Source organism: Rhizobium leguminosarum (genome assembly GCF_019798305.1).
Classification (GTDB): domain Bacteria; phylum Pseudomonadota; class Alphaproteobacteria; order Rhizobiales; family Rhizobiaceae; genus Rhizobium; species Rhizobium leguminosarum_U.
The window spans coordinates 213,897-227,319 of sequence record NZ_JAAXDD010000007.1 but is presented as its reverse complement, the minus strand read 5'-3'; the positions used below and the strand labels follow the sequence as shown (position 1 = coordinate 227,319).

General features: G+C 62.0%; 16 protein-coding genes. 11 read left to right on the top strand and 5 right to left on the bottom strand.

The features are described 5' to 3' along the window. Positions 1–7 precede the first annotated feature (7 nt). Complete coding sequence (locus HFO99_RS14650; RefSeq protein WP_164578633.1) at positions 8–661, bottom strand: thiamine phosphate synthase; 654 nt, start codon at positions 659–661, stop codon at positions 8–10. Positions 662–768: 107 nt separating this feature from the next. On the opposite strand from HFO99_RS14650, the gene HFO99_RS14645 reads away from it, so the two are divergent. Together HFO99_RS14645 and HFO99_RS14640 are read left to right on the top strand one after the other, a co-directional pair. Beyond that, positions 769–1,533: a sulfite exporter TauE/SafE family protein gene (locus tag HFO99_RS14645; RefSeq protein ID WP_064249487.1), complete on the top strand. Its 765-nt coding sequence runs from the start codon at positions 769–771 to the stop codon at positions 1,531–1,533. Positions 1,534–1,670: 137 nt separating this feature from the next. Continuing rightward, complete coding sequence (locus HFO99_RS14640; protein WP_003542830.1) at positions 1,671–1,931, top strand: ArsR/SmtB family transcription factor; 261 nt, start codon at positions 1,671–1,673, stop codon at positions 1,929–1,931. Between the two features lie 204 nt (positions 1,932–2,135). On the opposite strand, the gene HFO99_RS14635 is transcribed toward HFO99_RS14640, so the two are convergent. Next, positions 2,136–2,309 (bottom strand): YdcH family protein, encoded by a 174-nt coding sequence (locus HFO99_RS14635; RefSeq protein WP_003542831.1) that lies wholly within the window; start codon positions 2,307–2,309, stop codon positions 2,136–2,138. 227 nt (positions 2,310–2,536) lie between these two features. Here HFO99_RS14635 and HFO99_RS14630 point away from each other — a divergent pair, with 227 nt between their 5' ends. The 6 genes from HFO99_RS14630 (at position 2,537) to HFO99_RS14605 (ending at position 6,555) form a co-directional block, all read left to right on the top strand. Further along, positions 2,537–2,740, top strand: a complete 204-nt coding sequence (locus tag HFO99_RS14630) for a YdcH family protein (protein ID WP_017968168.1) — start codon at positions 2,537–2,539, stop codon at positions 2,738–2,740. Positions 2,741–2,758: 18 nt separating this feature from the next. Next, the gene (gene purE, locus HFO99_RS14625) at positions 2,759–3,253 is read left to right on the top strand and encodes a 5-(carboxyamino)imidazole ribonucleotide mutase (protein WP_222361946.1); all 495 of its coding nucleotides are present in this window, start codon (positions 2,759–2,761) and stop codon (positions 3,251–3,253) included. Next, complete coding sequence (locus tag HFO99_RS14620; protein ID WP_222361944.1) at positions 3,250–4,326, top strand: 5-(carboxyamino)imidazole ribonucleotide synthase; 1,077 nt, start codon at positions 3,250–3,252, stop codon at positions 4,324–4,326. The genes purE and HFO99_RS14620 overlap by 4 nt, the downstream gene beginning before the upstream one ends. A 164-nt stretch (positions 4,327–4,490) precedes the next feature. After that, entirely contained in the window at positions 4,491–4,616 is a 126-nt protein-coding gene (gene ykgO / locus HFO99_RS14615; protein WP_003566454.1) for a type B 50S ribosomal protein L36, read from the top strand. Positions 4,617–4,728: 112 nt separating this feature from the next. Continuing rightward, the gene (locus tag HFO99_RS14610; protein WP_222361942.1) at positions 4,729–5,364 is read left to right on the top strand and encodes a hypothetical protein; all 636 of its coding nucleotides are present in this window, start codon (positions 4,729–4,731) and stop codon (positions 5,362–5,364) included. Positions 5,365–5,478: 114 nt separating this feature from the next. After that, a complete protein-coding gene (locus HFO99_RS14605) occupies positions 5,479–6,555 on the top strand; it encodes an alpha/beta fold hydrolase (RefSeq protein WP_222362083.1) in 1,077 nt (358 codons plus the stop codon). A gap of 50 nt (positions 6,556–6,605) precedes the next feature. Here the strand turns inward: HFO99_RS14605 and HFO99_RS14600 are convergent, their stop codons facing one another. Continuing rightward, positions 6,606–7,322 (bottom strand): SDR family oxidoreductase, encoded by a 717-nt coding sequence (locus HFO99_RS14600; RefSeq protein WP_222361940.1) that lies wholly within the window; start codon positions 7,320–7,322, stop codon positions 6,606–6,608. Positions 7,323–7,439: 117 nt separating this feature from the next. Between HFO99_RS14600 and HFO99_RS14595 the strand changes: the two genes are divergently transcribed. The 3 genes from HFO99_RS14595 (at position 7,440) to HFO99_RS14585 (ending at position 11,269) form a co-directional block, all read left to right on the top strand. Then, positions 7,440–8,297, top strand: coding sequence for a helix-turn-helix transcriptional regulator (locus tag HFO99_RS14595; RefSeq protein ID WP_222361938.1), 858 nt, complete (start codon positions 7,440–7,442; stop codon positions 8,295–8,297). Positions 8,298–8,435: 138 nt separating this feature from the next. After that, the gene (ggt, locus tag HFO99_RS14590; protein ID WP_222361936.1) at positions 8,436–10,172 is read left to right on the top strand and encodes a gamma-glutamyltransferase; all 1,737 of its coding nucleotides are present in this window, start codon (positions 8,436–8,438) and stop codon (positions 10,170–10,172) included. Between the two features lie 122 nt (positions 10,173–10,294). After that, on the top strand, positions 10,295–11,269 hold the full coding sequence (locus tag HFO99_RS14585; RefSeq protein ID WP_222361934.1) for a threonine/serine dehydratase: 975 nt from the start codon (positions 10,295–10,297) through the stop codon (positions 11,267–11,269). Between the two features lie 116 nt (positions 11,270–11,385). Here the strand turns inward: HFO99_RS14585 and HFO99_RS14580 are convergent, their stop codons facing one another. Beyond that, a complete protein-coding gene (locus HFO99_RS14580; RefSeq protein WP_222361932.1) occupies positions 11,386–12,204 on the bottom strand; it encodes a phytanoyl-CoA dioxygenase family protein in 819 nt (272 codons plus the stop codon). Positions 12,205–12,402: 198 nt separating this feature from the next. Then, positions 12,403–13,335, bottom strand: a complete 933-nt coding sequence (locus HFO99_RS14575; protein WP_222361930.1) for a LysR substrate-binding domain-containing protein — start codon at positions 13,333–13,335, stop codon at positions 12,403–12,405. Between the last annotated feature and the right edge of the window lie 88 nt (positions 13,336–13,423).

The following is a 13,423-nucleotide window of genomic DNA, read 5'->3' as shown; positions in this document are numbered from 1 at the left end:
CGCGATTTCAATCCTCAAACCGTGGCGCTTTTTCGTCAAGCAACGCATTGATCTCGGCGACGAGAGACGGCGCCCGGGCGGGCTCACCGAAGACCGCCAGCCGCAGCGCCACGAACTCCGCTCCGGTCTCGGCGACGGCGAGCGCCGAGGCCGGATCGGTGCCACCCATGACGATGCAGGGGATCTCGATCATCGAGGCCCACCATTCGCCGAGCGCAAGGTTCTTCGGATGCGCCTCCGGCTTGATGTCGCCATCGAGCTTGCCGAAGAAGATATAGTCCGGCCTGGCTTCGCCGATCTCCAACGCATGGTGCCGGTCGGCCGCGTTGCCGCCGCCGATGATCAGCTTCGGCGCGTGTTTGTCGATCGCTTCCGAAAGCGCCGCTACATTGCCGGAAATGTGCAAGCCGTCGGCTTTCGCGCGGCCTGCGACACGGCTGTCGCCTGCAATGAGCGCGGCTGCTCCAGCATCCTGAATCAGCGGCACCAGCTTTTCGGCATGTTTCTGGAAGGTGCCGTCGTCAAGCCCATATTGCGGCACGATCACCGAAGCGACATCGCCGCCCTTCAGCGCGTCGGCGACGACCTTTGCCTGTTCATCGGCATCGGCGATATCAGGTACGATGAGCACAAGGCGGCAGCGGTTTTCCGGTTCGGTCATGAGGTCTTTCCGTTTCCTGCGAATTCCCCTTCGAAATGAGGGATCCGCACTCGTTTTGTGTGAGTAGTTCCGTTAGACGAGGCTTGCAAGAGGAGGACGTCGAAAGCATGCCGCAGGATTTGTCATTCTACTACGCCGCCGTGCCCGCCGTTCTGCTGGTAGGCCTCGCAAAAGGCGGCATGGGCGACGCTTTGTCGCTGATCGGCTTGCCCTTCCTTGCCCTCGTCGTCTCGCCGGTCGAGGCGGCCGCCATCCTGCTGCCGATTCTGGTCTTCATGGACATGATCTCGCTCGTCATCTGGCGCAAGCATGGCGACTGGGCGACGCTGAAGATCATGCTGCCGGGCGCCGTCTTCGGCATTGCGCTGGGCTGGGCGACCTCGGCGCTGGTTCCGGGCAACATGCTGCGCATCGTCATCGGCGCGGTGACCATCCTCTTCTGCCTGCGCTATTTCTGGAACAATTTCGGCCCGGGCGCCGGCAAGGTGATCCCACCGCGCGGCCAGCGACCGGTGGCCGCCAGCCTCTGGGGGACATTTTCCGGTTACGGCAGCTTCGTTGCTCATGCGGGCGGTGCGCCCTTCCAGATCTATGCCCTGCCGCTCAAATTGCAGCCACGCGAATATACCGGCACCAGCGTGCGCTTCTTCGCGATCCTCAACGCCATCAAGCTGATCCCCTATTTCGCGCTCGGCCAGCTCGACACCCAGAATCTTGCGACCTCCGCGACGCTTCTGCCCTTTGCCCCGCTTGCCACCATTGCCGGCGCCTGGTGCGTCCGCCGCATGAAGCCACAGATCTTCTATCCCTTCATGTATGCGATGGCGCTGATCGCCGCCTTCCTGATCGTGCGCGAGGGCCTTGGCTGGTAGAAACCGCTAAAGCATGTCGCGCAAGTGTGCGGCGGTTTTGCGCTAACGACATGCGTAAAAACAAAGACCTAAAGCGCGGCACGCTGCAATGCACAATTTCCTTGCTGGCGCGGCCGGTTTGACGTAGCGTTCCCGCCATGTCGAACACGGACCCTTTCTCTGCAATTGCCGATCCGAACCGGCGGTTTCTGCTGGAGGAATTGCGTCGCGCGCCACGGACGGTCAATGAGCTTGCCGAAGGCCTGCCGATCAGCCGTCCAGCTGTTTCACAGCACCTGAAGGCGCTGCTCGACAGCAATCTCGTCTCCGTGACCTCGGAAGGCACCAAACGCATCTATACGGTCAACAACCGCGGCTTCGACAAGCTCAATTTATGGCTGGATCAGTTCTGGGCCTGATGCATGTTCCCATAAGATCTGGGATACGATGTGAATCATAAGAATGCGATGTGAGACGTGGCGGATCCAAAAGCGCCAGCCGCGATGCCGGATGCATCGGACTGGCGCAAATCTGGTGTCAAATCACCGGTTCTTGCTAATTCTTGGCGGAATGGATGGAATTACCTGTTGCGCAAGATGATCGCCCGGCGACCCTTGGGAAGATTAGTGGACGGATGACTTAAGTCGCTGAATCTCGTCCTTGATGCGCAGCTTGCGGCGCTTGCACTCGGCAAGTTCCGTATCGGAAATAGAGGGAGATGTTCTGAGCGCGTGCAACTCCTCCTCGAGAGCGACATGCTTTTTCTGGAGTGACTCAAGATGAGCTTGAACAGTCATATGACCCTTCCTTCCTCTTACCCTCCCCGGCCAACATCGTCGGGGATCAAGGTGTCAACGGCCGGACTGTGACATATTTTTGAAGGCTTGTCGAAGGCCAAAAGATGGAGACTGGATGGCAATTTCATGATCAAGACTAACTAGCCGTTACCCGTATTTGGTGATAGGAGCTTGCGGAAATCATCGCCAGATCGGACAAGATCCAGGGACGGTAACGGGGAATGCATATGGCCGATCAGGAACAGGCGGAAATCAGGCTCACGGTGGCGCGCCTGCGTCAGGAGCACGAGGATTTCGATGCCGCGATCAACGCCATGATCCAGACCGGATGCGATGCTCTGCGAATCCAGCGAATGAAAAAGAAAAAACTTGTCATCAAGGACAGGCTCTCCAAGCTGGAAGATCAGATCATCCCTGACATCATCGCCTGAGAGGGAATAGCAGCAACGATGACAGACAGACCACCCGTCGCCATCATCATGGGCAGCCAGTCCGACTGGGAGACCATGAAAAACGCCGCCGACACGCTGGAGGCGCTGGAAATTCCCTATGACGCGCGCATCATATCGGCGCACCGCACAGTGGACCGGCTGGTCAATTTCGCCAAGGGCGCACGCGCGGAGGGCTTCAAGGTCATCATCGCCGGCGCCGGCGGCGCCGCCCACCTGCCGGGCATGACCGCCGCGATGACACCGCTGCCGGTTTTCGGCGTGCCGGTCCAGTCGAAAGCCCTGTCCGGCCAAGACAGTCTTCTTTCCATCGTGCAGATGCCGGCCGGTATTCCTGTGGGCACGCTTTCCATCGGCAAGGCCGGCGCGGTCAACGCCGCGCTTCTCGCCGCCGCCGTGCTTGCCCTTTCCGACGAAGAAATCGCCGACCGGCTCGACGAATGGCGCGAGCGCCAGAGTGCTGCCGTCGCCGAATACCCGATGGATAACCTATGACGGCAAGAACGATCGGCATTATCGGCGGCGGCCAGCTCGGCCGCATGCTGGCGATTGCCGCCGCCCGATTGAATTTTCGCACGGTCATTCTCGAGCCGCAGGCGGACTGCCCGGCCGCCCAGCTCTCCAACCGGCAGATTACCGCCGCCTACGACGATCCGGCGGCACTGGCCGAACTCGCCGATATTTGCGACGTTGTCACTTACGAATTCGAGAACGTGCCCGTCGCAGCCGCTGAAAGGCTGTCGGCGAGCGTATCCGTCTTCCCGCCACCGAAGGCGCTGGAAGCCGCCCAGGACCGCCTCGTCGAAAAGCGATTTCTCAATGACTGCGGCATATCAACCGCCCGCTTCCACGCGATCGACAGCCAGGCCGATCTTGAGACCGCGCTTAAGGATTTCGGCGGCCAGGGCGTGCTGAAGACCCGCCGTCTCGGTTATGACGGCAAGGGCCAGACGGTTTTCCGCTCGGCTGCCGACAGCCCGGATGGCGCCTATGCCGCACTCGGCGGCGTGCCGCTCATCCTCGAAAGCTTCGTCGCCTTCGAGCGCGAGATCTCGATCATCGCCGCGCGCGCCACCGACGGCACGGTCGTCTGCTTCGATCCCGCCGAGAATGTGCACCGCGACGGTATCCTTCACACCTCGACGGTTCCCGCCGCGATCTCTGCATCGACGGCGGACGCCGCGCGCCAATCGGCCGAAAAGATCCTTGCTGCATTGAACTATGTCGGCGTCATCGGCATCGAATTCTTCGTGCTTGCCGATGGCGGCCTGATCGCCAACGAGATGGCGCCGCGTGTCCACAACTCCGGTCACTGGACGGAAGCCGCCTGCGTCGTCAGCCAGTTCGAGCAGCATGTCCGCGCCGTCGCCGGCCTGCCGCTTGGCAGTGCCGAGCGCCACTCAGACTGCATACTGCAGAACCTGATCGGCGACGATATTCTTGCCGTTCCCGACTGGCTGCGGCGCCCCGATACGCTGGTTCATCTCTATGGCAAGACCGAGTGGCGCCCCGGCCGCAAGATGGGCCATGTCACCACCTTGACGCCGAAATCGCCGGTTTTGGCCTGAGAAAACACCCCTGCGCCTTGGGAAAAACACCTTCATGTGGTTGACACGCAAAAGGTGACGGGGTATCTGCTCCCCCACCTAAACAGCGCGCCCGATGGCGCGCTTTTGATTGTTAAAGATACGGGCGAATGTGAATTCCCCCATAGAGATCGCGGATCAGAAAAATGAAGATCAAGAATTCGCTCAAGTCGCTCAAGGCTCGTCACCGTGACAACCGTCTGGTTCGCCGCAAGGGCCGCATCTACATCATCAACAAGCTGAACCCGCGCTTCAAGGCTCGTCAGGGCTGATTTCGCGCGTCCGGATCGCCCTGCCGCGTGAGCTTGCGCCGGCAGATATATCCGGTTGGTCGCTGCGGTGATCACGTCAAATTTGTTTGATCTTCGGCGCTGGCGGGCTAATATGTCCGCCATGCGCTTTTTTGCTTTGACATCAGCGGCGCTGCCGCTCGCCTTCATTTTGCTCACCTCCTCCTTTCCGGCTGCCGCCGCGGAAAAGCCGGCTGCCGCCGCGAAAAAGGACGTTATCGTCGAGCAGGCGGATACCAACAGTTCGCCAAAGCAGCACCTCGACCAGCTCTTCAGCCAGCTGAAGCGTGAACGCGATCCCGAAAAGGCCAGCGACATCGCCAATGAAATCCGCATGGAATGGAACGATTCCGGTAGCGCCACCGTCAATCTGCTGATGCAGTGGGCCGACAAGGCGATCGAGGAAAAGCGCAATCCCGCGGCCCTCGATTTCCTCGATGAGGCGATCGCGCTGAAGCCCGATTATGCCGAAAGCTGGAACCGCCGCGCCACGCTGAATTTCGTCATGGGCAATTATCGCAAGTCGATGTCCGACATCGAACGTGTGCTCGATCTCGAGCCGCGCCATTTCGGCGCGCTCTCCGGCATGGCGGCGATCCTCAGCAATTCCGGCAACGACCAGCTGACCTTGAAGGCTTGGGAGCGTTTCCTCGACGTCTATCCCGCCGAACGCACTGCGCAGGAACAGGCCAACACGCTTGCGGAAAAACTCGCCGGCAACCGCACCTGATTCCTGGTCTGATATCTTGACGTCGGATCGCGCCGCGCAATTTTAGCATATGGAGGGAACGATATGGCGGTTGTCCGCCAGCAGGTCGTCCCGCAATTATCGCTCGTTGAGATCATGCTTGCAGAAGTTTCCGCTCTTCTCGCCCCGCTCGCCGCCGCCATCGGCTACTCCACTTATAAGGCGCGGCAATTCGAACACGCCTATCCGAATATCGGCGAACTGACGGATGTCGGCGGCTACTGCATGAATGCCGTCCACATCGAGCGTCCCGAAAATGCTGATCTGCCGGCACTGGTCTTCATTCACGGCGCCAGCGGCAATTTGCTCGACCAGGTCGTTGCCTTCCGCGCCGCACTCGAAGGCCGGGCGGAAATGCTGTTCGTCGATCGCCCCGGTCATGGCTATTCCGAGCGCGGCGGCCCTGAGAACGCCGTCCCCTCCGGCCAGGCCGATGCGATCGCCAGACTGATGCAGAAGCGCGGCATCGAGAAGGCTGTTATCGTCGGCCATTCCTTCGGCGGCGCGATCACCGCCGCCTTCGGCCTGCGCCATCCTGATAAGACTGCCGGCTTGCTCTTCCTCGCGCCCGCCACCCATCCATGGCCGGGCGGCATCGACTGGTACTATCATGTGGCAACCGTGCCGATCGTCGGCTGGCTCTTCAACCACGCAATCGTCGTGCCTCTCGGTCTGAGCCGGCTGGAGCGCGGCACACTGAATGTGTTCCGTCCCAATCCGCGCCCGGCCGACTACATCGAAAAAACGGGGCCGTCGCTGGTGCTGCGACCCAACGCTTTCCATAACAACGCCGCCGATTTCAAAAGGCTGCTCGCCTATGTGAAGGAGCAGTCGCTGCTCTATTCGCAGATCACCGCGCCAACCGTCATCATAACAGGCGACAGCGACGAGATCGTCTGGGAACACTTGCACTCGCGCGGCCTTGCCCGCGATATATCAGGCTCCGAACTCATCACCGTCAGCGGCGTCGGCCACAAGCCGGATTATCTCGCAACCGATGTCGCCATCGCCGCCATGGAGAAGATATCAGGCAAGCCGCGCGACCTGCAGGCGATCGCCCGCAAGGCCGAAGAGAGGCTTGCCGCCACCTCACGCGATCGGACGGTCGCAACCGCGCCGTCGTTGGCGCCTGCAGCGCCGCGTGCCTTTTCAGACGCGCAAACGACGCTGTAGCACGTTGAACTGCTGCATAATTTTGTCCTCAGCATCGCCGGAAACCTGCCTCAGGCGCCGAGACGGATGCCGCCGTCGCAGGTGACGACATGGCCGCTCATGAAGCCGTTTCCAATCAGGAAGGCAATCACCTGCGCGATATCCTCCGGCCGGCCGACACGGCCGACCGGCGTGCGGCCGGCGAAATCCGCAAAGACGCTGCCGCGCTGCTCGGGCGGCAGGAAACTCCACCACGGCGTATCGACGACCCCGGGGGAAACGCCGTTGACGCGCAGCGGCTTCAATTCGGCGGCAAGCACCGGCACCATCGCCTCGATGCCGGCATTGACGGCCGCAAGCCCAGCCGTGCCAGGCATCGCAGCCTGCGCGCTGACCGCCGAAACGAAGGTGATGCTGCCGCCCGGCTGCAGCAGCGGCAATGCCGCCTGGGCTGCTGCTGCATGCGGAATGAGCTTGGTCTGGAAGCCGGCAAGCAGGTCCGTCATGTCGAGCGTCGCAAAAGCTCCGGCGCCGTGACCGCTGCCCATCGCCAGCACGAGATGACCGAATGCGCCGATCCCGGCAAAAGCCTCCCCGAGTGCGGAAAGGTCCGCCGCATCAAGCACGAGGCTGCGCAGATCGCCATCGAGCGATGCCTTCGCCGCGGCAAGTTTTTCGCCGTCGCGGCCTGCAATGGTGACCGTATATCCCTGTATCAAAAGTAATTTCGCCGTGGCGAGGCCGATGCCGGAAGAACCGCCGATGACGACCACATGCTGCAAAGACATGATGCTGCTCCTTGAATTGAACGATCCACAGGCGTTTTGAACCACCCGCGGCGCCGGCATCATGCGCGGCCTGGAAACGGCAAACAGTTCCAGTTTTATCCTGGTATCGATACTGATATGATCACCGCCATGGACCAGAGAGCCGACACATTCGAAGCCCGCCGCCGTGAATTTGCAGCCTTTCTGCGCTCTCGCCGCGAGCGGCTGACGCCGTCCGAGGTGGGCTTGCCGGAGGGTTTCCGTCGGCGCACGCCGGGTCTCCGGCGCGAGGAGCTCGCCATGCTCGCCGGCGTCGGCACCACTTGGTACACATGGCTGGAACAGGGCCGCGACATCAGGCCCTCGACACAGGTGCTCAACGCCCTTGCCGATGCACTGCGCCTCGATGAGGCCGAACGCCGGCATCTCTTCACCCTCAACAATCGCCCTGCTCCGCAGGCTGTATCGTCCGCACCCGAATGCGTCGACGAGCCGCTGCAACGCATGCTCGCCAACCTGACCCACCAACCGGCCTATGTGCTCGGCCGCCGGTGGGACGTCCTCGCCTGGAACCGCGCCGCCGACATGCTGTTCGGTGGTTACGACACGCTCGACCGCGACGAACGCAACATCATGCATCGTCTGTTCGCCGACTCGGCGCATCGCCGGCTGCTCGTCGATTGGGAATCGGTTGCCCGCGTCTCGCTGGCAATGTTCCGCGCCGACAGCGCACGTTATGCCGGCGATCCGGATTTCGAACGGCTGATCGCGCTACTGAAGCAGGCAAGTGACGAATTTCGCGACTGGTGGCAGCGCCACGAGGTCGTCAGCCCGCTATCCGGCATCAAGCGCATTAACCACCCCGTCAAGGGCCGCATGTCCTTCGAACATACCGGCCTGACGCTGACAAACCGGCCGGAGATGAAGGTCATCGTCTATACCCCGCTCGATGACGACGACACCAACCGGAAACTCGCCGAACTCCTGACGCTTTAGGATATATTTTTATCCATGTCGTCGTCTCAAACCCGCGATATTCTTTTGCACGACATGCTTTAAAGCCAACCCCTTGCATTGCCTCGGACCGTCGCAGTCCCATATGTTTTTCCATCATTGTCCATAGGAGGGGAAATCATGGGCCGCCTGCATATCGGGACGATCTCCGTCATATCAGCATTCGCGCTGAGCCTGACCTCGGCTTTCGCCGCCTCGCCTGCACCCGTCGAAGCCGAGCACGGCATGGTGGTCACCGCCCAGCATCTGGCGACCGATGTCGGCGTCGAGGTGCTGAAAGGCGGCGGCAATGCCGTCGATGCAGCGGTCGCCGTCGGTTATGCGCTGGCGGTCGTCTATCCCGCGGCTGGCAACCTCGGCGGCGGCGGCTTCATGACCATCCGCCTGAAGGACGGCACCAAGACCTTCCTCGATTTTCGCGAACGCGCGCCGCTTGCCGCGACGAAAACGATGTATCTGGATGCTAACGGCGACGTCGTGCCGCGCGCCAGCCTTGACGGTTATCTCGCCGTCGGCGTGCCCGGCTCCGTGATGGGCTTCGAGACCGCACGCGAGAAATACGGCACCAAACCGCGCGAGGAACTGATCGCACCGGCGCTCCGCTTCGCCAAGGAGGGCTTCACGCTGGAACAGGGCGATGCCGCAAGCTTTGCCGGCGGCGCCAAGCGCCTCGCCAAGGATGAGGCGGCAGCGAAAATCTTCCTGAAACCGGATGGTAAACCCTATGCATCCGGCGAAAAACTCCAGCAACCGGACCTTGCCGCCGTCCTGGCAGGCATCTCCGAAAAAGGCCCCGACGCCTTCTACAAGTCGGCACCCGCCGAGGCGATCGTCAAGGCGAGCCAGGCCAAGGGCGGTATCCTCGCCAAGGAGGATTTCGAGCAATATGCCGTGCGCGAGCTGAAGCCGATCGAGTGCAATTACCGCGGCTACGACATCATCTCCTCGCCGCCGCCGTCTTCCGGCGGCGTCATCATCTGTGAGATCCTCAACGTTCTCGAAGGCTATCCGCTTTCCTATCTCGGCTATAACTCGGCCGAAACCGTGCACATCATGGTCGAGGCGATGCGCTATGCTTATGTCGACCGCAATGCAGCGCTCGGCGATCCAGATTTCGTCGAGAACCCGGTCACAAAGCTATTGGAAAAGAAGTATGCTCTGGAGATCGCCGCCAAGATCGACCCTTACAAAGCCGGCACCTCGGCGAACCTGAAGCCGCTCGGCGGCAAGGAAAGCACCGAGACCACGCATTATTCGATCATCGACGACGAGGGCAATGCGGTCGCCGTCACTTATACGCTGAATGGCTCCTTCGGTGCCGCCGTCGTAGCACCCGGCACCGGTGTACTGCTCAACAACGAGATGGACGATTTCACTTCCAAGCCCGGCGTGCCGAACCTCTACGGACTGGTGCAGGGCGAGGCCAATGCCATTGTCCCGAAGAAGACGCCGCTCTCCTCGATGAGCCCGACGATCGTCACCCGAGACGGCAAACCCTTCATGGTGATCGGCAGCCCCGGCGGCTCGCGCATCATCACCATCACGTTGGAAGCGATCCTCAATGTCGTCGATTTCGGCATGGATATCAGTCAGGCGGTCAACGCCCCGCGTCTCCACCACCAATGGCAGCCCGACAAGGTCTTTCTCGAACCCTATGCACTTTCGCCGGATACGGAAAAGACGCTCGCCGCGATGGGCTACAGCTTCGATGGCGGCAATGACGCGCCGCTCTGGGGCCAGGCGGCCGGCATTCTTGTCGGCGGCAAGAGCCTTGCCGCTATCGAAAAGGGCGGCGGCGCGCGGTATAACGGCGCCATGGATAGCCGCGCGACGGAAGGGTCGGCGAGCGGTTACTGACGATCGTCGGATCAAGCGGGCGGAAGCATTCTCATATTCATGTCACCGTGACAAAGTCGTCGTTCACAAGTAGCTTGCCTCGCCCTATGCATGGGCGAACCCGCAAGCAGGACGATTCCCGAATGGCCAGCATTGAAATGATTGTCGCCGCCCGCGCCCGTCTGCGCGGCCATATCAGGCGCACGCCGCTTCTGTCATCCCCCTTCCTCGACGAAATCGCCGGCCGGCGCCTGTTCGTGAAGGCCGAATGCCTGCAGCATTCCGGCTCCTTCAAGTTCCGTGGCGGCTGGTCGGCCGTTTCCGGCCTTGATCCCACCACCCGTGCCAAGGGCGTCATCGCCTTTTCCTCCGGCAATCACGCCCAAGGCGTCGCACTTGCGGCCAAGCTGCATGGCATTCCCTCCGTCATGATCATGCCGAGCGACGCGCCAAAGCTGAAGATTGCCAATACGCGCGCGTTCGGCGCCGAAATCGTGCTTTACGACCGCGACAAAGAGAACCGTGACGCGATCGGTGCGAAGCTCTCGGCCGAGCGCGGCCTGACGCTGATCAAGCCTTTCGACGAACCGCTAGTGATCGCCGGCCAGGGTACGACGGGGCTCGAAATCGCCGAGCAGGCGCAGGAGGATGGCATCTCCTCCGCCGAAGTGCTCATACCCTGCGGCGGCGGCGGCCTGAGCTCCGGCATCGCGCTTGCCCTCGAGGCAAGTGCACCGGGCTTTCGCGTCCGTCCATGCGAGCCCAAGGATTTCGACGACACCACCCGCTCGCTCGCCTCCGGCAAGATCGAGCGCAACGCGTCGGTATCAGGCTCGATCTGCGATGCCATCGTGACGCCACAGCCGGGTAATATCACCTTCCCGATCCTCAAGCGCCTCGCCGGCGCCGGCATCGTCGTCACCGACGGGGAGGCGCTGCGCGCCATGGCACTCGCCTTCTCGCGGTTGAAGATCGTCGTCGAGCCCGGCGGCGCGGTGGCACTTGCCGCCGCCCTCTTCCATGGCGATGCTCTGGAAAGCGACACGGTCATCGCCGTCACCTCCGGCGGCAATGTCGATTCCGATATCTTCGCCATGGCTCTGGAACGGTTCGGCTGAGATGACGTGCCGGCACCCTACAGTCCCGCGCGTCTTTTCAGACGCGCAAAGGACACTGTAGCACTTTGAATTATGAAGTAGCCGCGAGGCATCCGGCTCTCGAGCCGGATGCCAGATCACCAATCAGATAATTGATCCTGAAGCGCCCGGCGGATCGCGATCTCGACCGGCGAATAGGCGCCGTCCTGCCGTTCAAGCCGAAGAGCTTCGGAAGGCGCGAGGCCGGGCTGCGCCATAAAACGCGGCTCCTTGCCGCGATGCATCTGCGCTGCATGGATGAGGAATGGATGGCAGAGATAGACTGTGCCCGCCTGCCCTGTTGCCAACGCCAGCGGCCGCTCTTCTCCAACATGCTCCAGCCAAAGGTGGGCCATCCCCGCCTCGCCCGCGGGCGCCAGAAGGCGGACGATATCCTTGTGTGAACCGACACGGATACGGGTCGGCGCATCCTCCTCCCCGACATCCGAAAACAGGAAGAGCATCAGCAGCGCCCGCCCGCGCGAGGTGATGTTCACCCGCCAGGCGGAAAAGTCCCGTTGCTCATCCGGATCGGAATCTTCACCGGGAAAGCTCAGGTCGACATGCCAACCGGCATCGCCGGGATCATCGGGATGGGGAAAGCGGACCGGGAAACTGCCGAGTCCATTGCGCGGCTCCCAGCGCCCTTTGCCGACGAGCTGGTCGAAGGCCGAATGCAATACCGGCGTGTTGACGGCTTTCTCGAACGGCCCGCCGCCATAGCCGGCAAGCCGCACGACCGGCTGCGTCCACGTGCTTGTATCATCCGCAGCGAAGGGAATGTCACGCCACATGATGGCACGGGCCTCCCTGGCCAATTCGCGGGGAAAAGCGTCGTCGATCCTGACGAAACCGTACTCGATGAATCGCTCGATCTGCGCAGCACTCAGTGCCGGCGGGTAAACATCTGATGTCATGATATGTCTCTCTATCGCCAATCCTGCCAGCTCTGTCTGTCCTTGGCCAGGCGCAGGGTCATTACGGTCCACGGCAACGCGCCAGCCGCAAAGGCTGGTCAGTGGCCACATCTTCTGATGCCCGAAGGCAGAGCCTTAGAGGCCCAAGAAGAAGACCGAAGCGATATTGAGGATGAACGTCTTCATAGCGGTTCGAAACTACAGCCACGCGTCCGAACGGTCAATGCTGAGATCTCGGGCCACCACCCCATGCACCGCGCCATGCACCGACTGAAGCACGAGTTCGGCAAGCCGGGCCGCAGCCGGCTGCGGTTCGGCTTCCGCTCGATGCAGAACCAGACCGAGCTTCGGCAAATCAGGCAGGCCGATTGTCCCCGGCGCCAGCGGCCGGACCTTCGCCGGCAGGCCGATCGGCGTGCGGATGGTAAGGCCGAGGCCCGCCGCCGTCGCGGCCCAAAGACCGCCGAGACTGGGACTGACGAAGGCGAGCCGCCAGGAGATGCCCGCCTCATCAAGTGCCTTGGTCGCCGCGCTCCGCAACAGACACGGCGCCTCCAACGAAGCGAGCGGCATCGGCTCGCCGCTTGCCGCTTGCCAGCCCGGCTGCCCCTCGGCAGGTCCGATCCAGCGCATCGGCACTTCGCCGATCCGCTCGCAATGCGCCGTCAGCGTGCCATCGCTCCAGGCAAGCGCCAGATCGAGCTTGCCCGATGTGACGCGCTCGAGCAGCTCGGCATTGCGCACCACCCGCGCTTCGATCCGGACCTTCGGATGCGCACGCGCAAAGCGGCCGAGCACATCAGGCAGCAGGGTCTCGCCGAAGTCCTCCTGCAGGCCGAGCCGCACCCAGCCTTCCAGCTCGACGCTGTTGACGGCCGCAGTCGCCTCGTCGTTGAGTTCCAGCAGCCGCCTGGCATAACCGAGCATCGTCTCGCCGGCATCGGTCAGCGCCAGCCCGCGCCCCACCTTGCGGAAGATCGGCGTGCCCGCCTGCTCCTCCAGCTTCTTCAGCTGCGCACTCACTGCCGAGGTCGAACGTCCGAGCCGCTCGGCCGCCTTGGCGAAATTGCCGAGTTCCATGCCGGTCGAAAAGGTTCGAAGCACATCGAGATCGAAGATCGTCCGTCGCATTAGATAATCCCATTTTTCAGGATCATTAATTCATAAAATTCTGATTTTCAGCATCATCGTGCCGTGCGATGCTTCTGCTGTCAAGGCC